We start from the raw sequence: 16,301 nt of genomic DNA, 5'->3' as shown, positions 1-16,301 counted from the left end.
TCAGGGAGGATGTATATGAACAGTACAGAACTATTTTTAACCAGGCTGACGGATTTTTTTAAAACCCGTATTCCTGACCGTGTAATGGATAAAGCAAGGCTTTCCCTGCTGGATTATCTGGGCGTCACCCTGGCAGGCACAAAAGGAATCGGGGATAAGATTGCCAATTACCTGAAATATGAACAGCCGGAGCCAGGCGGCATAACCGCCATTGGCCTGGGCCGCAGGATGAATATAAAGGATGCTGTTTTTTTGAACGGCCTCAACGGACATGCCCTGGATTTTGACGACGGGACCAATACCGGAATCATACATCTGGGTTCCCCGCTTTTCTCCGTCCTGCTGCCCCTGGCCCAGCGGTATGGGATTGAAAGTGATAAGTTCCTGAAGGCAGCCATTATCGGGTATGAAACATCGTTTACAATGGCAGTCTCCATACAGCCGGGGCACAAGGAGATGGGATACCATGCCACAGGGACCTGCGGAGTCCTTGGTATAGCACTGGCAGCCTCATATATGCTGGATTTCACATGGGAGCAGACGGTAAATGCCTTCTCGGCGGCCTGTGTTTCGGCAACAGGGATGCTTAAGGTGCTGGATGACGGTTCAGAACTTAAACCCTATAATGCCGCAAAGTCGGCTCTGCTGGGGCTGACATCCGTACAGATGGCGCGGGCAGGCTTTATGGGACATCCCGACCCCCTGGGAGGCTCACGGGGGTATCTGAAAATGATGACCGGCCGGGAAGATATCAGACTGGAAAAACCAGGAATGAATGGTACATATGCAATTGAAAAGACGTATACAAAACCCTATGCGGCCTGCCGCTACTGCCACCCGGCCATTGAAGCGGCAATTAATATCAGGTCGCGATACGGCATTTTGCAGCAGGCAGTGTCGTCCATTGAAGTGAGGACCTATTACTGGGCGGTTAACAATCATGACCATACCGTGATTCCGGGACCCGCATCCGCCAAAATGAGCATTCCCTACGGTGTTGCCGCGGGACTGATATGGGGGAAGGCAGGACTGGCGGAATACAGCTCCGGCCGTGTGCAGGACCCGGATATACTGGCGCTTGCCGCCAAGGTAAGGGTACTGTCAGACCGGGAGTTCACCGACCTGTTTCCCGCAATGACAACCGCGGTTCTTAAACTGACACTGGACAGCGGAGAAGAATATACGGAGCGGGTGGATTTCCCAAAGGGTGAACCGGAAAATCCCCTTACAAAGGATGAGTTTTCAGAACGTTTTACGGAACTGGCTGTATACAGCGGTAAAACCCGGGAAGAGGCAGCGGCGCTCATGGACTATGTAAACAGCATGAAGGGCAGTATGGAAGGCTTGTTTGCGTATCTGTAAATGCTGCAGGGAGGAAAAATTATGGAACCAGGTATAAATTTGATTCTTGGAACAATGACCTTCGGGGAGCAGGTCTTTGGAACCGATGTCCGGGATATGCTTCAGTATTTCATGTCTCTTGGGCACACCGAGATTGATACGGCCTATGTGTACAACCATGGCGAAAGCGAGCGGCTTATTGGGGCTGAAATGGGACAACCAGGCGCCGGGTCATTAAAAATTGCCACAAAGGTTAATCCCAGGATAACAGGAAGGCTGGATAAGGAGGCGGTCCTTACCCAGTTTACGGAATCCCTGATTCGCATGAACACAGACCATGCGGATACGCTGTACCTGCATTTCCCCGACCCGGCCACGCCCATGGAATCCGCACTGGAAGCATGTGCTGGTTTATACGGCCAGGGCAAATTCAGACGGCTGGGTTTGAGCAACTTCCCTGCGTGGATGGTATCCCAGGCCTGCCATATTTGTGAAGCACACGGGTGGATGCGTCCGTCTGTCTATGAAGGTCTGTACAATGCGCTGAGCAGAAATGCGGAAAGGGAGCTTGACAGTGCCCTTACCCACTATGGAATGAGTTTTTATGCCTACAATCCCCTGGCAGGCGGAATCCTCACGGATAAGTATTCCGGCGGGAAGGGGATGATTCAGAAAGGCAGATTTACATACCGTCCCAATTACCAGCAGCGGTATTGGAAGGATTCCTATTTTGAGGCGGCCGGACGTATCAGGAACGCATGCGGGCCGTATGACATCGGCGTGGCGGAAGCAGCTTACCGCTGGCTGGCATACCATTCCATGCTGAAGCCGGAACGCGGGGACGGAATCATTATCGGGGCTTCGCGTCCTGCCCATCTAAAGCAGAACATGGCATTTCTGGGCAAGGGAAAACTGCCGGAGGATGTGGCGCAGGCAGTGGAAGAGGCGTGGGAAATCAGCCGGGCGGATGCGCCTGAGTATTTTACGTTATATACCGCGCCAGGGAGACAGGAGGGCGGAAGGCCCGCAAGGAGGAAGAGATGATAAACCAGGCACGTTTTGTAAATACACTGCACAAAGAAGGGGTTGAATTCTTTGTGGGGGTACCGGACTCCTATCTGAACGGATTCTGTAATTATCTGCTGGAGCACGTACCGGAAGAAAATCATATGATTGCTGCCAACGAGGGAAACGCCGTTGGCATTGCGGCCGGATATTATTTCAGCACCAACAGTGTGCCCCTTGTATATATGCAGAATTCGGGTATGGGAAATGCATTCAATCCCATTGTTTCACTGGCGGATAAGAATGTCTACAGTGTGCCCCTTGTACTTTTGATTGGGTGGAGAGGGGAACCGGGAACCAATGACTGGCCCCAGCACAGGACCCAGGGAGCGGTGACGGATAAGCTGCTTGAAATGCTGGACATACCCTTTGCGGCAGCTGAGGACAACGACGATTTGATGGAGGCCCGGATTCAATGGGCTGTGCGCCTGGCACGTACACGAAGGGGCCCGGTGGCAGTGATTGCAGGAAAGGGCGTGTTTGCAGGCGGTAAGAAGACCAGTGTGCTGTCCGGCAGGTATCCCATGAGCCGGGAGGAGGCCATTGAAATCATTCTGGACACCCTGCCGGAACATACCATTTACGTTGCAACCACGGGCAGGGCAACCCGCGAGCTGTATTTTTTAAGGGAACGGAGAAAGGAGGGCCATGGACACGATTTTCTGAACGTAGGCGCCATGGGTCATGCCTCATCCGTAGCCCTTGGCCTGGCGGCTGCGGACAGGGGACGCCAGATTGTGTGTCTGGACGGGGATTGTTCGGCCCTGATGCACATGGGGGCATTTTCAATGGTCAGCAAAGTGGATGTCCCCAATCTTATGCACGTGGTGCTTAATAACGGTGCCCATGAATCCGTGGGAGGACAGCCGTCAGCCGGATATTCGGTTGACTTTACCTGCATTGCAAAGGGCGCAGGATATGTGACCGCAGATTCCTATGTCATGTCAGGGGATGAACTGGCGGAAACCGTTAACCGGCTGGCCGGAGCAGAGAAGGCGTCGTTTATAGAGGTAAGGATTCACAAGGGACTGAGGGGGGATTTGCCGCCCCTGAAGATTTCCCATCACGGTCTGATACAGGAGCTGATGGAAGAACTGAGGAGATAAATCCAGGTACAGGAATGGAGGAAATTCATGAAAGAGACAAGAGCTTTTTTAAAGTCAATAGGAATGCCGGAAGGCGATGCATATGACCTGCCGTCTTCCGGAAAACGGTTTGCGGACGGAGGCCAGTACCGGTTTGAGGTTCCGGGCATTCAGGGACCCGGGGTAATGGAGGCACTTCTGGAGGAAATGGACAGGTATGGAATCTGTATCCACAGAGTGACCCAGACAAAGGGAATCATGATGCTAACGGATAATGAAATCATGGAAATGGTCCGCCTGGCCCGGCAGGCTGCAACGGATTTAATACTTGCCATCGGCCCAAGGGCAACCACGGATACCAGCGCTTCGGTAAACACGCCTGAGGGTGTCCGCATGGGATACCGTCTGCGGGGACAGGAGCAGGTGGTACGCGCGGTGGAGGATGTTAAAAGGGGGGCTGCCCTTGGCTGCCGGTCTTTTCTGGTATATGACGAGGGATGCCTGTGGCTGTTAAACGAAATGAGAAAAGCCGGAGAGATTCCCGCGGACTGCCATTTTAAGGTTTCGGCCCACGCAGGGCACGGAAATCCCTGCTCCGCCAGGCTGTTGGAAATGATTGGTGCGGATTCCGTGAATCCGGTCCGTGACATCCAGCTCCAGATGCTGGCAGCCCTGCGCCAGGCCATTGATATCCCCATTGACATCCATACGGAGAATCCAAAGTCCACAGGAGGATTTATCCGGCACTATGAGGTGCCGGAGATGATACGGGTGGCTGCGCCCATATACCTGAAGACGGGTGGTTCCGTGGCACAGACACACAGCTGGGAATCATCTGCTGACGATGCGAAAAAGCGTGCAAAACAGGTATGCCTGGTCAGGCGCATGATTGATGCATATTATCCGGAAGCCGTTGGCTCCAAGAAAGGTTCAATCAGGTGATAAGAGATGAGACACCATCAGTATAATTCCGATTTTAAGTTTGTTGTGCCGCCGGAGGACTTTTGCAAATATACGGAGAGGGAGCTGCTTCAGTATTGTCTGGGAGCAACCATGTATATGCCGGGAACAAAAGATTTTTCCAGAAAGGTATTGAACCGTGAACTTCCGGGTCTGACCTCCATGGTGTTCTGCTTTGAGGACGCCTGCCCGGAAGGACAGGTTGAAGAGGCGGAAAAAAACGTTATCAGGATGCTGGACAGATTCAGTACGGCCATTGATAACCATGAGCTTACATACGATGATTTGCCCCTTATTTTCTGCAGGGTCAGGAACCAGCAGCAGTTCATCCATTTCTCAGAGCAGCTGACCCGCAAACATGTAAAGGTGCTGGCGGGAATCAATTTTCCGAAATTCAATACCCACAACGGCCAGGCGTATATGCAGTATCTAAAGCAGCTGAATGAAACCTTCGGTGAAATCATATACGGAATGCCTATTATTGAAGATTCAGAGGTGGCCTTTAAAGAGACGCGGATGGAAGAGCTGACAGGAATCCGTGAGATTCTGAATCAATATAAGGATATGGTGCTGCAGGTCCGGGTGGGCGCCACTGACTTTTCTTCCTGCTTTGGCGTGCGCAGGGGCGTGGACTATTCAATTTATGATATTTTGACGGTAAGGGAATGCCTGTCCGACATCCTGAATCTGTTTGGCAGAAATAATGACTATGTTGTGTCAGGTCCTGTGTGGGAGTATTTCAGGGCCAGCAAGCAGATGATGTTTGAGGAGCTTCCAAGCTATGATATAGAAGACTGCCTGATGAAGCGGATTCCCATCATTAATTCAGAGATTGACGGTCTGCTGCGGGAGGTGATTCTGGATAAGGCAAATGGATTTGTGGGGAGGACCGTAATCCATCCGTCCCATATCAAGTATGTCAATGCAATGCAGGCCGTCACAAACGAGGAATATCAGGATGCGGTGAATATTCTCAGCAGTGAAGCAGGCGGAGTATTTAAGGGCAGGAACGGAAATAAGATGAACGAAGTAAAACCCCATACCAACTGGGCTGCCAGGATTTATATGAGGTCCCGTGCATACGGGGTCATTGAAAATGAGCACAGCTACATAAAGCTCTTTTCGTCTGAACAGCCGGATTAAGGGGGGCAGCAAATATGAAACGACTTGTAACCCCCATATCGGAAGAGGCTGCCGGGAACCTGCATGCCGGCGACACAGTGCTTATATCGGGGAAGATTTACTGCGGAAGGGATGCTGTCCTGCCCAGAATATGCGGGTTAACAGAAACAGGGACTCTGGGGCAGCATGGAATCGACCTGCAGGGAAGCGTGATATTCCATACGGCGGTCAGCCCGGCAGGCATCGGCCCTACATCCAGCAATAAGCTGGAGATTGAGGGCAGCTTCCGGGCGCTGTCAATGGCCGGTGTAAAGCTCCATTTGGGAAAGGGGGCAGTGGGGAAGGAAACCATTGCAGTGCTGAATGATTTCAACTCTGTCTATGCGGTTATTCCCCCTGTGACCGCGCTGTTAAAGGAGAATACATTATGGCAAAGAACCGCAGCCTTCCCGGAACTGGGGATGGAAGCTTTCTATGAGCTTTTGGTGAGGGACTTTCCGGCCATTATTGGGGCCGCGCACAATGAGAGTATCTATTAGGGCGATGTCAGGACAAGCCCTGAGGAGGACAGGATGGATTTTGATAAAAATATAGTTGAGAAAGTGAGCCGGACCCTTGTCCGTGCAGGCTCTTCCTTTCTTCCTGATAAAAAGGCGGCTTACGAACAGGCAATTGAAGCTGAGACAAATGCACTGGCAAAGTGGACAATGGAAACCATATTACAAAATGCAGAAACAGCTGAAGCACATTCCAGCCCGCTGTGCGATGATACCGGGATACCCCATGTGGTCCTGGAGATAGGAACAGACGCAGCAGTAACCGGCCTCATGCTGGAATCAATACAGGAAGGGGTGCGCCAGGGACTGCGCCGTCTGCCGGGAAGACCCATGGCGGTAAGAGGAGATGAGGCACAGCGGCTGGACCAGTCATTGGGCCTGGATACAGACCCCGGCGCCCTGGAGGCAGCGCCTGTCCTGATACGCCGTACGGAAGGGAATACGGTCCGGCTGCATATCCTGATGTTTGGGGGAGGACCCGCAATCAGGGCAAAGACATACCGGGTATTTCATAAACACAGTGTCCGTACCGTACTGGATGAGATTGTATCATGGGCAAAGGAGTCAGCTCCCCTTCTGGGGTGTACCCCGTGCACCCTTGGCGTTGGAATCGGGCGTTCCCATTATGAGGCGGCATCCATGATGCTTCTGGCGCTTGTGGATGGTTCCTATTCACATCAGAGTGATATGGAGAGGGAGATTACAAAACGTGTGAATCTGGCAGGGACTGGTCCTCTGGGGCTGGGGGGGAGGCACACGGTCCTGGCCACTTTTATGAAGGTGGGGCCGCAGCGGGCCAGCGGCGTAAGGGTGGTCTGCATGAGGCCATGCTGCTGCTTTGAACCCAGGATAGCAAGTGTTGATTTGGGTCAGGAAGGTCAGAGTGACAGATGAGCAGGGAAAAAGAGCTTGCAAAAAATACCGTAATATTAGCATTTGGAAAAATATGCACACAGAGCATAAGCTTTTTGATGCTGCCGTTGTATACGGCGGTTCTGGACACAAAGGACTATGGAACCTTTGACCTGCTTGTGACCTATGCCACCCTGCTGCTGCCATTGGTTAACTGGCAGTTTGACCAGGGGCTGTTCCGGTTTCTGCTGGAGAAACGTGGAAATCACAGAGCACAGTCCCAGCTTTTTTCAACCATACTTATCTCCGGTACGATTCAATCGGGAGCCTATGCCGGTATTTTCTTCCTCATAAGGCCGCTGCTGTCAATTGCAAATGGGGAATTTCTGCTGGCTTATGTCATACTGCACGTGTACACCGCAATTCTCCTTCAATTTGTCAGGGGACTTGGAGACAATACAAAATATGCGGTTGCGGGATTTATATCCGCGTCCTCCACCGTGTTTTTTAATGTCATTACCCTGACCGTGTTTAAATGGGGATTAAAAGGGCTGATGACTGCCACCTTGCTGTCCCAGGTTTTTACAATTATCTATTTGGCAGTCAGTGTCAGGTGCTGGAAGTACTTTTCAGTCAAGCGGGCAAAATACAGCCTGTTCCGGAGCGTCCTCAGCTATTCACTGCCCCTGATTCCCAATAATCTGGCGTGGTGGGTGGTTAACGCATCGGACAGAACGGTCATTTCCCATTTTATCGGACTGGCGGCAAATGGGATTTTTACAGTGTCCAGCAAATTTCCCAGTGTGTTCATAAGCTTTTACAATATTGTGAATTTATCCTGGACGGAATCCGTATCACTGCATTTTAATGACGAGGACCGCGATGTCTTTCTGACAGATATGGTTACCATGTTTTTTAAGATATTTGCATCTGCGTGTTTCGGGGTGGTGGCAGTGATGCCCTTTATATTTCCTGTTATGGTAAATGCCAAATACAGGGAAGGATACAACCAGGTTCTGATTCTTATGTATGCAATGCTGTTCAGAGTCCTGGTAGGCTTATACAGCTGTGTTTACATTGCGGCCAAGCAGTCAAAAAAGGTTGCTTATACCTCGGCTGCCGCAGCAGTCATAAATCTCACCGCAGACCTAATGTTTATCAACCGGATTGGTTTATATGCAGCGTCCCTGTCCAGCCTGATTGCATTTCTGGTCATGTTTATCATACGGTATGTTGAAATTAACAGAACCGTGCATATGCGGATTAAAAGGGCGGCTGCCCTGAGTTCTATTGCAATGGGTGTTCTATTAACCTTTGCTTTTTACTCAGGTTCCACAACCGTTCAGGTAATGGCCTTAGCCGTCACAGCCGCATATGGGGTATGGGCCAACGCTGATTTGCTCCGGACTGTTTTGGATATGGCCAGAAAGGGCGCTAAGGGTTAGATTGGGTATCAGAAGGGCCATTTTGGAGAGAGGACATGTATGACGGAAAAACGGGAAATTTTTATACAGACATTTAATGGATTTGATGTTTTTGCGGATAAGGAAAGAATGTATTTTTCATGCAGGAAGTCAAAGGAGCTGCTGGCTGTCCTGGTGAATAAGAGAGGAGCAAGCGTGCCGCTGGCAGAGCTTGCCTCTCTTTTATATGGAGACAAGCCGGAGAAATTGTCCAAGAGCAACTTAAGGGTGGTCAGTTACCGGCTCCGGCGCATTTTGAGGGAATACGGATGTGAAAATCTTCTGATTCACAGAAGAGGCGTGTACGCAGTTGATACCGGGCTGTTTGAATGTGATTCATATGAACTGCTGAAGGGAAACGGGAAGTTCCTGTCCGCTTACACGGGAAAATACATGCCGGAATATTCCTGGGCCGCGGATACAGTCCCTTATTTAGAGGCGATATATGCAAAGAATACAAAAGAGGGGTAACAGGCAGTAAGAAAGCCGGAAAGGGAGAGGTGCATGGAAGGAAATCTTTACGAGGATATCATGCGGAAAAAGGCGGCGGTTTCTGTGGTGGGGCTGGGGTATGTGGGCATACCTATAGCCATTGCATTTGCGGAAAAGGGAGTCAGGGTAATTGGTTTTGACCTGGACCGGCATAAGATTGGCCTATACCAGGCAGGGACAGACCCTACCCAGGAGGTGGGGGATGATGCCATAAGGAATACAACCATTGACTTTACTTGCGACGAGGCCCGTCTGCGGGAAGCGCGGTTCCACATAGTTGCGGTTCCCACCCCGGTGAACCAGGACCATACGCCTGATTTGTCACCGGTCATCTGCGCGGGCACAATGGTGGGGCGCAATCTGTGCAGGGGTTCCGTGGTGGTATTTGAATCCACGGTATATCCGGGAGTGACTGAGGATGTATGCATTCCAATCCTGGAAAAGGAATCCGGCCTGTCAGCCGGAAGGGATTTTAAGGTTGGATATTCACCGGAGCGTATTAATCCGGGAGACAGGAAACACAAGCTGGAAAATATTACAAAGATTGTCTCGGGGATGGACAGGGAGTCCCTGGAAGTAATTGCAGATGTATACGATATCGTCATAGCGGCGGGAACGTACAGGGTTTCATCCATTAAGGCGGCAGAGGCCATTAAAGTGGCGGAGAACAGCCAGAGGGATATTAACATTGCATTCATGAATGAGCTGGCCATTGTATTTGACAGGATGGGGATTGATACAGAGGAGGTTGCGGCGGGAATGGATACAAAATGGAATGCTCTGAAATTCCGTCCGGGGCTGGTGGGTGGACACTGTATTGGTGTGGACCCCTATTATTTTACATATGAGGCGGAAAAGCAGGGGTATCACAGCCAAATCATACTGTCCGGAAGAAAGGTAAACGACGGTATGGGAGCCTTTGTGGCAGATGCGGCAATCAAACAGATGGTCCTGGCAGGCAAGACGGTCCGGCAGGCAGCGGTGGTGATTTTAGGCATGACCTTTAAGGAGAACTGTCCGGATATCAGAAACAGCAGGGTATATGATATTATAAAACGCCTGAAAGAGTATGGGATTTGTCCCCGGGTGGCGGACCCGCTGGCAGACCCGGCCAACGTAGAAGCCGAGTATGGGGTGTCCGTCACGCCGTATCCCGGAACGTATAATGCGGACTGCATCATTGTGGCGGTTGCCCATGAGGTATTCAGGAGCCTGGCTCCAGGGGAACTGGATAATATGTTCAAGCATGTCAGAGGGGAGGAAAAGGTCCTGATTGACGTAAAGAGCCTATTTAATAAGCCTGAAATGGAACGGGCCGGTTTCCGCTACTGGAGGCTGTGACACAGCATATATGGAAGGGATTGACTGAGGGGAAACGCAAATGACAGGAAGAAAAATTATCAGGATTGCCGCTGTCACAGCAGCAATCCTTGCATCATCCGCCAGTCCGGTCCTGGGTCAGCCCCAAGAGACGGAGCAGACTCTGGAACAGCCGGAAGAGCCGGTACAGACCCCGGGCCAGCCGGAAGAGGCGGTACAGCCCCGGCCTGCAGAGGGCTGGCAGCAGGATGCCTCACAGCAGTGGATATACATGGAAAACAGCAAAAAGCTGACAAGCCGGTGGCTGCCATGGCCGGACGGCACGCTGCGGTATGTTGGCAGGGACGGCCATATGGTCAGGGACAGCTGGGTGGATGCAGGGGAGGTGCGCTGCCGGGTGCGCCAGGATGGTTCCAGATACGAGAATGAGTGGTTCAGCCTTGTGTCAAAGCCCACATTGCCCTCCGGGCGGCAGGGGACCAGCTGGTACTATGCAGGCGGGGACGGAGCCATACGGAAGAGCGGCTGGCATGAGCTGGGAGGGAAGTATTACTACTTTTATTCAGGAGGGAGCTCACCCAGGAAGACATTCCTCAATCTGGATGACAGGCGCTTTTACGTGGACCAGGACGGAGCCAGGAAGGGGCCGGGATGGTTCAGTGTGGATTCTTCTGACGGAAAGGGAAAGACCTTTACGAACTGGTATTATGCAGCTGAGGACGGCGCCCTTTTAAGGGACGGCTGGCACAGGGCAGACGGCCGGACGTGCTATTTTGATTCCAACGGTACGGTTTACCGCAGCAGGTGGTTCAACCTGGGGGATGACAGGTACTATGCGGACCAGGACGGGGCGGTACAGAATGGCTGGTTTTCCATCACCTCAACAGGAGGCGGGCAGGAACACACAAACTGGTATTATGCGGAACCCAATGGGGTCGTATGGCGCAATGGCTGGCGGGAAAAGGATGGAAACTGGTATTTGTTTGAAGCCGGCGGCCTGAATTACAGGAAACGCTGGTATACGGACGGCAATGGCGGAAAGTATTATCTGGGCGAGGATGGAATCCTTCAGGATGACGGCTGGTTCAGGATTGAGAATACCAACCCTTCCACAGGCGCGGTGACGGAGAGCTGGTACTATGCATCAGAATCAGGGGCAGTTCTCCGGGGCGGCATCAGGGAGCTGGATGGAAGGAGCTATTATTTTGATTCCAACGGAGTTAATTACCGTAAACGGTGGCTGACACAGGACAACGGCCGGAAACAGTATGCAGGACCTGATGGTGTTCTGTACCGCAATCAGTGGTTTGTAATCAGCGGACTGGATTCCAGGGATGCAGAGTATAACCATTGGTATTATGCAGGACCCGACGGATATGTGCGCATGGACGGCTGGTATAAGATTGACGGAAAATCGTATTGCTTTAACAGCGCGGGCATTATGCGCACGGGCTGGCTGACAGAGGAAGCAGATGATGACGAGGAGGAGGATTCTTACTATTACTGCGGTGAAGACGGCGCCAGGGCTTGCGGCTGGCAGTGGCTTGAGATACCGGCAAGCTGGATGGATAACTCTGCCGTGGTGGATTATGTACAGGAGCACGGACAATATGCCTATTTTTATTTTAACAGGTCCTCCGGCAGGAAGAAACGCTCCCCAGGCGGCAGGAGGGAGATGAGGGTGGATGGGAAGGAGTACTGTTTTGATGCAAACGGCATCATGTACACGGGCTGGGTAAAGCTCTCTGACACCTCACCGGAGATAAAGGGATACAGATACTTCCATCAGCAGGAAGATGAAACGGAGGGGACTTTCACAGAGGGGGAAAAGGTGCAGGGAGCCTGGCTTAAGCTGGACGGGCCTTCTGACCTGGGCAGCTTCGGCCAGAAGGAATGGTATTATTTCGACCGGTCCGGAAAACCGCTGTGCGCAGGCAGGGACAGCTATTCGGTGGAAAAAGTGCGGGGCAGCTATTATGTCTTTGATATGTACGGCGCGGCCCAGTCCGGGCTGGTGGAGGCGGAAGGGGAATTCTACTACTGCAAGGGACCGGAAGGCGACCGGAAATGCGTCACAGGAAAGACCATGCTGGACGACGGCATAAGCGGTTCCCCTTCCCGGTATTATTTTGACCTGAAGGGAAAGGGAATCACCGGCATTAAGGACGGCCGTTTTTATTATAAGGGTAAAATGCAGAAAGCGGATTCCGCCGCCAGATACGAGGCGTTTGACATTCCGGGGGAGGGAAAGCGGCTTCTGAATTCCAGCGGAAAGATTATGAAGAACACCAAAGTGACAGATGGAGACGGCCGGAGGTGGGTGATTGGAAGCGGCGGCAGGATACTTGTCTATGGGTCGGATGAGACGGCGGAGCTGCTGGCGCCTGAGGCAGCGGCTGCATATTAACCCCGGGCGCAGGTCCCGCCTGCATCCTGCATGAAAAGGAGAGAGCCCCGGCATACATGGGAAAGGGGATAAGAGAGGGGATAAGAATGAAAAAGCAGATGAAGATAGCAGTGGCGGGAATCGGATATGTGGGACTGGCCAATGCTGTGCTGCTTGCACGGGATAATGCTGTCTGTGCAGTGGATATTGTGGAGGAGAAGGCGGATATGATTAACAGAAGGCAGTCGCCGGTGGCGGAGGACGGCCTGGAAGCATACCTGAGGGAGGTTCCGCTTAACCTGCGGGCCACAACCAATGCAGAGGCAGCCTATGAGGATGCGGATTTTATTGTTATTGCCACGCCCACTGATTATGACCCGGAGAAAAACCGTTTTGACACAACTTCGGTGGAAACAGTGGCGGAGCAGGCGCATAGGGTGAATCCGGATGCCTGCATTGTCATAAAATCCACGGTTCCCGCAGGATATACCAGGAAACTTTGCAGCCGGTTCCGGACAGAACGAATTCTGTTTTCACCGGAGTTTCTGCGGGAGGGGAAAACACTGGAGGACAGCCTGTACCCGTCCCGTATCATCATGGGCGTGGATGCAGGAAGCGGGTTCCAGATGGAAAAAGGACGTATATTTGCAGGACTTTTAACAGATGCAGCCCTTAAGCAGGAAGTACCGGTCCTTTATATGGACCCGTCGGAGGCAGAGGCTGTGAAGCTGTTTGCCAATGCATACCTGGCCATGCGGGTGGCTTTTTTTAATGAGCTGGATACATACGCCCAGGTATACGGGTTAAACTCCGGGAACATCATTGACGGGGTTTGCCTGGATTCCAGAATCGGGGACCACTACAACAACCCGTCCTTTGGGTACGGAGGATACTGCCTCCCCAAGGATACCAGGCAGCTCCGGGCTGATTATGGGAACATACCCAACAGCCTTATATCCTCCATTGTGGATGCCAATGATATCAGGAAGAATTTTATAGCGGAGCAGGTCCTTAAAAAATCCGGGACAGTGACCGGAATCTACCGGCTGACCATGAAGGCTGATTCCGACAATTTCCGGCATGCAGCTATTTTGGGAGTTATGCAGCGGCTGGCTGCAAGCAATGCCCGGATGGCCATTTATGAACCGGCTGTCAGTGACAGGTCATATATGGGAATAAGGGTAATCCGCAGCCTGGAGGAATTTAAGAGGATATCGGATGTAATCGTGGCTAACCGGTATGACGAGGAGCTGGAGGATGTAAAAGACAAAATCTACACCAGGGATTTATTCGGATGTGACTGATACAAAAGAGAAGGGCGGGGACAGCATGAAAATTGCTATGATTGGACATAAACGCGTGCCATCCAGGGAAGGCGGAATCGAGATTGTGGTGGAGGAACTGTCCGTGCGCCTGGCTGCCATGGGGCACCAGGTAGACTGTTATAACCGCTGGCACGGAGGAGGTGGAAATAAAATGCCCCGGGAATACAAAGGCATCAGGCTTATAAGGATTCCCACCTTCAGACGCACAGCCCTGAACGCCTTTGTCTATTCGGTTCTGGCGGCCGTCAGAGCGGTTTTTGGGGGCTACGACGTGATTCATTTTCATGCGGAGGGACCCGGGGCCATGGCATTTATTCCCAGGTTATTGGGTATACCTGTTGTGGTTACTATCCATGGGCTGGACTGGCAGAGAGTAAAGTGGGGAGGATTCGCCACAAGGTATCTGCGGTGGGGCGAACGGAACTCTGCCCGGTATTCCGATGCCCTATTGGTTCTGTCCATTGGAAACAGGCGCTATTTTAAGGATATATACAACCGGAAAGCAATCTATATTCCCAACGGGGTAAATGTAAAGCCTTCTCCGCAACCTGTGGAAATCGGCCGGGTCTGGGGCCTTGAACGGAACGGGTATATTCTTTTTCTGGCAAGGCTGGTACCGGAAAAGGGCCTGCATAATCTGATAGATGCCTATAAAATGACGGATACGGATAAACGTCTGGTCATAGCAGGGGAACTGACCAGGAATGATGCCTATGTGAAAAAAATCAGGGATATGGCCCAGGAGGATTCCAGGATACTGCTGACGGGCTTTGTCCAGGGGAGGGTGCTGGAGGAACTGCTGGCCAACTGCTCCGTCTATGTGTTGCCCAGCGATGTGGAGGGCATGTCCATCAGCCTTTTGGAGGCATTGAGTTATGGCGTCCGGTGCCTGGTCAGCGATATTGAAGAGAATCTGGACACAGCGGCGGGTTTTGCATCCAGTTTTCCCAGAGGGGATGTCCCCATGCTTAAGCAGCGCCTGGAAGGTCTTCTGAAACAGGATGAGGGGGTCCATGACAGTGTAGGGCAGATTGAATTCGTGCGCAGCCGCTACAACTGGGATTCGGCTGTGGAGCAGCTTCTGTGTGTGTATGAGGATGTGAGAAAAAAGGGAAAGGAAGAGGACAGGACGCAATGAAAATTCTAATTGTCAGAAACTTTCCAAGCTATATGGATGTCAGGCGCAGAACCTACAATATCCAGGAACTGGGGCTGGCAAAATCCCTTGTGCGCATGGGAAATACCTGCGGGGTTGTATTTTGGACAGACAGGGATGAGGAACAGATTGATTATGTGTTTGAGGAGGACAGGCACATCTGTATTTATTACAAGAAGGGAATCAGCCTGTTCCATAACACGGTATTTCCAGGTATGAAAAAGCTGGCGGACAGCTATGACATTATCCAGTCAGGGGAGTATAACCAGCTGGAGACATGGCTGCTTGCAAAGCAATATCCGGGAAAGACAGTGGTCTATCACGGACCCTATTATTCGGAGCATAACCAAAGGTACCATGCCATGTGCAGGGTCTTTGACCTGTTTCTTCTGAAGACATATCTCAGAAACCGCACTAGGTTTATTGTTAAGAGCCGCCTGGCCATGCAGTTCCTGCTGTCCAAGGGAATCCTCCGGGAAGACATCAAAACCCTTGGAGTGGGCATGGATATGGACGCCCTGGAAACCTGCGGGGAAGAGATTCCGGAATATATCCGGGAGGCTGGGAGGAAAGGGACGGCAATCCGGCTTCTTTATATCGGCCACCTGGACCCGGGCAGGAACATCCTGTTTATTCTGGAAACCATGAAGGCTATCCTGGATATGGGACAGGAGGCGGTTCTGAACCTGGTGGGGACCGGGAAACCTGAGTATACAAAAATGTGCTGGTCATACGCACAAAGGGAGGGGCTTATGCCCTATATCCGGTATGCTGAGAGAATGGAGCAGAAGTACCTGTCCGGCCTATACCAGGCATCGGATTTCTTTCTTCTGCCCACCCGCTACGACATATTCGGCATGGTGCTGCTGGAGGCAATGTACTACGGACTGGCGGTCCTGACAACACACAACGGCGGTTCCACAATGATGATACGGGATGGGGAAAACGGATTTTGCCTGCAGCTGGATGCCGTAATATGGGCCAGGCTGATTGTTCGGCTTCACGGGGACCGGGCGCGGATGGAGCAGATAGGGCGCAGCGCCCACCGGACCGTGGCGGAAGGCTATACCTGGGACGTGCTTGCGCCCCGGTTCCTTGCCCAATACCGCCAGGTCCTGGACGGCGGCGGGGCTGGGCCGGTGTCCGGCTGAACACCCGGGACCGGATAAAGGGATGG

Annotated in this window: 14 protein-coding genes; all 14 read left to right on the top strand. The window is 52.1% G+C overall.

Translation table 11 applies throughout. The annotated features are described in order from the left end of the window. Positions 1–15: 15 nt before the first annotated feature. The 14 genes from I2H39_RS18165 (at position 16) to I2H39_RS18100 (ending at position 16,275) form a co-directional block, all read left to right on the top strand. On the top strand, positions 16–1,362 hold the full coding sequence (locus I2H39_RS18165) for an MmgE/PrpD family protein (protein WP_138309578.1): 1,347 nt from the start codon (positions 16–18) through the stop codon (positions 1,360–1,362). Positions 1,363–1,383: 21 nt separating this feature from the next. Next, positions 1,384–2,385 (top strand): aldo/keto reductase, encoded by a 1,002-nt coding sequence (locus I2H39_RS18160; RefSeq protein ID WP_195627222.1) that lies wholly within the window; start codon positions 1,384–1,386, stop codon positions 2,383–2,385. Continuing rightward, complete coding sequence (gene aepY, locus I2H39_RS18155) at positions 2,382–3,512, top strand: phosphonopyruvate decarboxylase (RefSeq protein ID WP_195627221.1); 1,131 nt, start codon at positions 2,382–2,384, stop codon at positions 3,510–3,512. The genes I2H39_RS18160 and aepY overlap by 4 nt, the downstream gene beginning before the upstream one ends. Before the next feature lie 27 nt (positions 3,513–3,539). Further along, entirely contained in the window at positions 3,540–4,433 is an 894-nt protein-coding gene (locus I2H39_RS18150) for a peptidase (RefSeq protein ID WP_138309576.1), read from the top strand. A gap of 6 nt (positions 4,434–4,439) precedes the next feature. Continuing rightward, on the top strand, positions 4,440–5,594 hold the full coding sequence (locus I2H39_RS18145; RefSeq protein ID WP_138309575.1) for an HpcH/HpaI aldolase/citrate lyase family protein: 1,155 nt from the start codon (positions 4,440–4,442) through the stop codon (positions 5,592–5,594). Positions 5,595–5,608: 14 nt separating this feature from the next. After that, positions 5,609–6,112 (top strand): fumarate hydratase C-terminal domain-containing protein, encoded by a 504-nt coding sequence (locus I2H39_RS18140; RefSeq protein ID WP_138309574.1) that lies wholly within the window; start codon positions 5,609–5,611, stop codon positions 6,110–6,112. A 33-nt stretch (positions 6,113–6,145) separates the two neighbouring features. After that, a complete protein-coding gene (locus I2H39_RS18135; RefSeq protein ID WP_195627220.1) occupies positions 6,146–7,024 on the top strand; it encodes a fumarate hydratase in 879 nt (292 codons plus the stop codon). Beyond that, a complete protein-coding gene (locus tag I2H39_RS18130; protein WP_195627219.1) occupies positions 7,021–8,427 on the top strand; it encodes an oligosaccharide flippase family protein in 1,407 nt (468 codons plus the stop codon). The genes I2H39_RS18135 and I2H39_RS18130 overlap by 4 nt, the downstream gene beginning before the upstream one ends. A gap of 39 nt (positions 8,428–8,466) precedes the next feature. Continuing rightward, entirely contained in the window at positions 8,467–8,916 is a 450-nt protein-coding gene (locus I2H39_RS18125; protein ID WP_195627218.1) for a hypothetical protein, read from the top strand. A gap of 33 nt (positions 8,917–8,949) precedes the next feature. Beyond that, a complete protein-coding gene (locus I2H39_RS18120; RefSeq protein ID WP_195627217.1) occupies positions 8,950–10,278 on the top strand; it encodes a nucleotide sugar dehydrogenase in 1,329 nt (442 codons plus the stop codon). Between the two features lie 40 nt (positions 10,279–10,318). Beyond that, positions 10,319–12,664: a hypothetical protein gene (locus I2H39_RS18115; RefSeq protein WP_138309569.1), complete on the top strand. Its 2,346-nt coding sequence runs from the start codon at positions 10,319–10,321 to the stop codon at positions 12,662–12,664. Between the two features lie 86 nt (positions 12,665–12,750). Next, positions 12,751–13,947, top strand: coding sequence for a nucleotide sugar dehydrogenase (locus tag I2H39_RS18110; RefSeq protein WP_275892403.1), 1,197 nt, complete (start codon positions 12,751–12,753; stop codon positions 13,945–13,947). Next, complete coding sequence (locus tag I2H39_RS18105; protein ID WP_319638379.1) at positions 13,940–15,106, top strand: glycosyltransferase family 4 protein; 1,167 nt, start codon at positions 13,940–13,942, stop codon at positions 15,104–15,106. Before I2H39_RS18110 ends, I2H39_RS18105 begins: the two co-directional genes overlap by 8 nt. Then, on the top strand, positions 15,103–16,275 hold the full coding sequence (locus I2H39_RS18100) for a glycosyltransferase family 4 protein (protein WP_138309568.1): 1,173 nt from the start codon (positions 15,103–15,105) through the stop codon (positions 16,273–16,275). Before I2H39_RS18105 ends, I2H39_RS18100 begins: the two co-directional genes overlap by 4 nt. Positions 16,276–16,301 lie beyond the last annotated feature (26 nt).

This window comes from Clostridium sp. 1001283B150225_161107_B6 (assembly GCF_015556325.1).
GTDB lineage: Bacteria > Bacillota > Clostridia > Lachnospirales > Lachnospiraceae > Enterocloster.
This window is presented reverse-complemented; position numbering and strand designations above follow the sequence as displayed.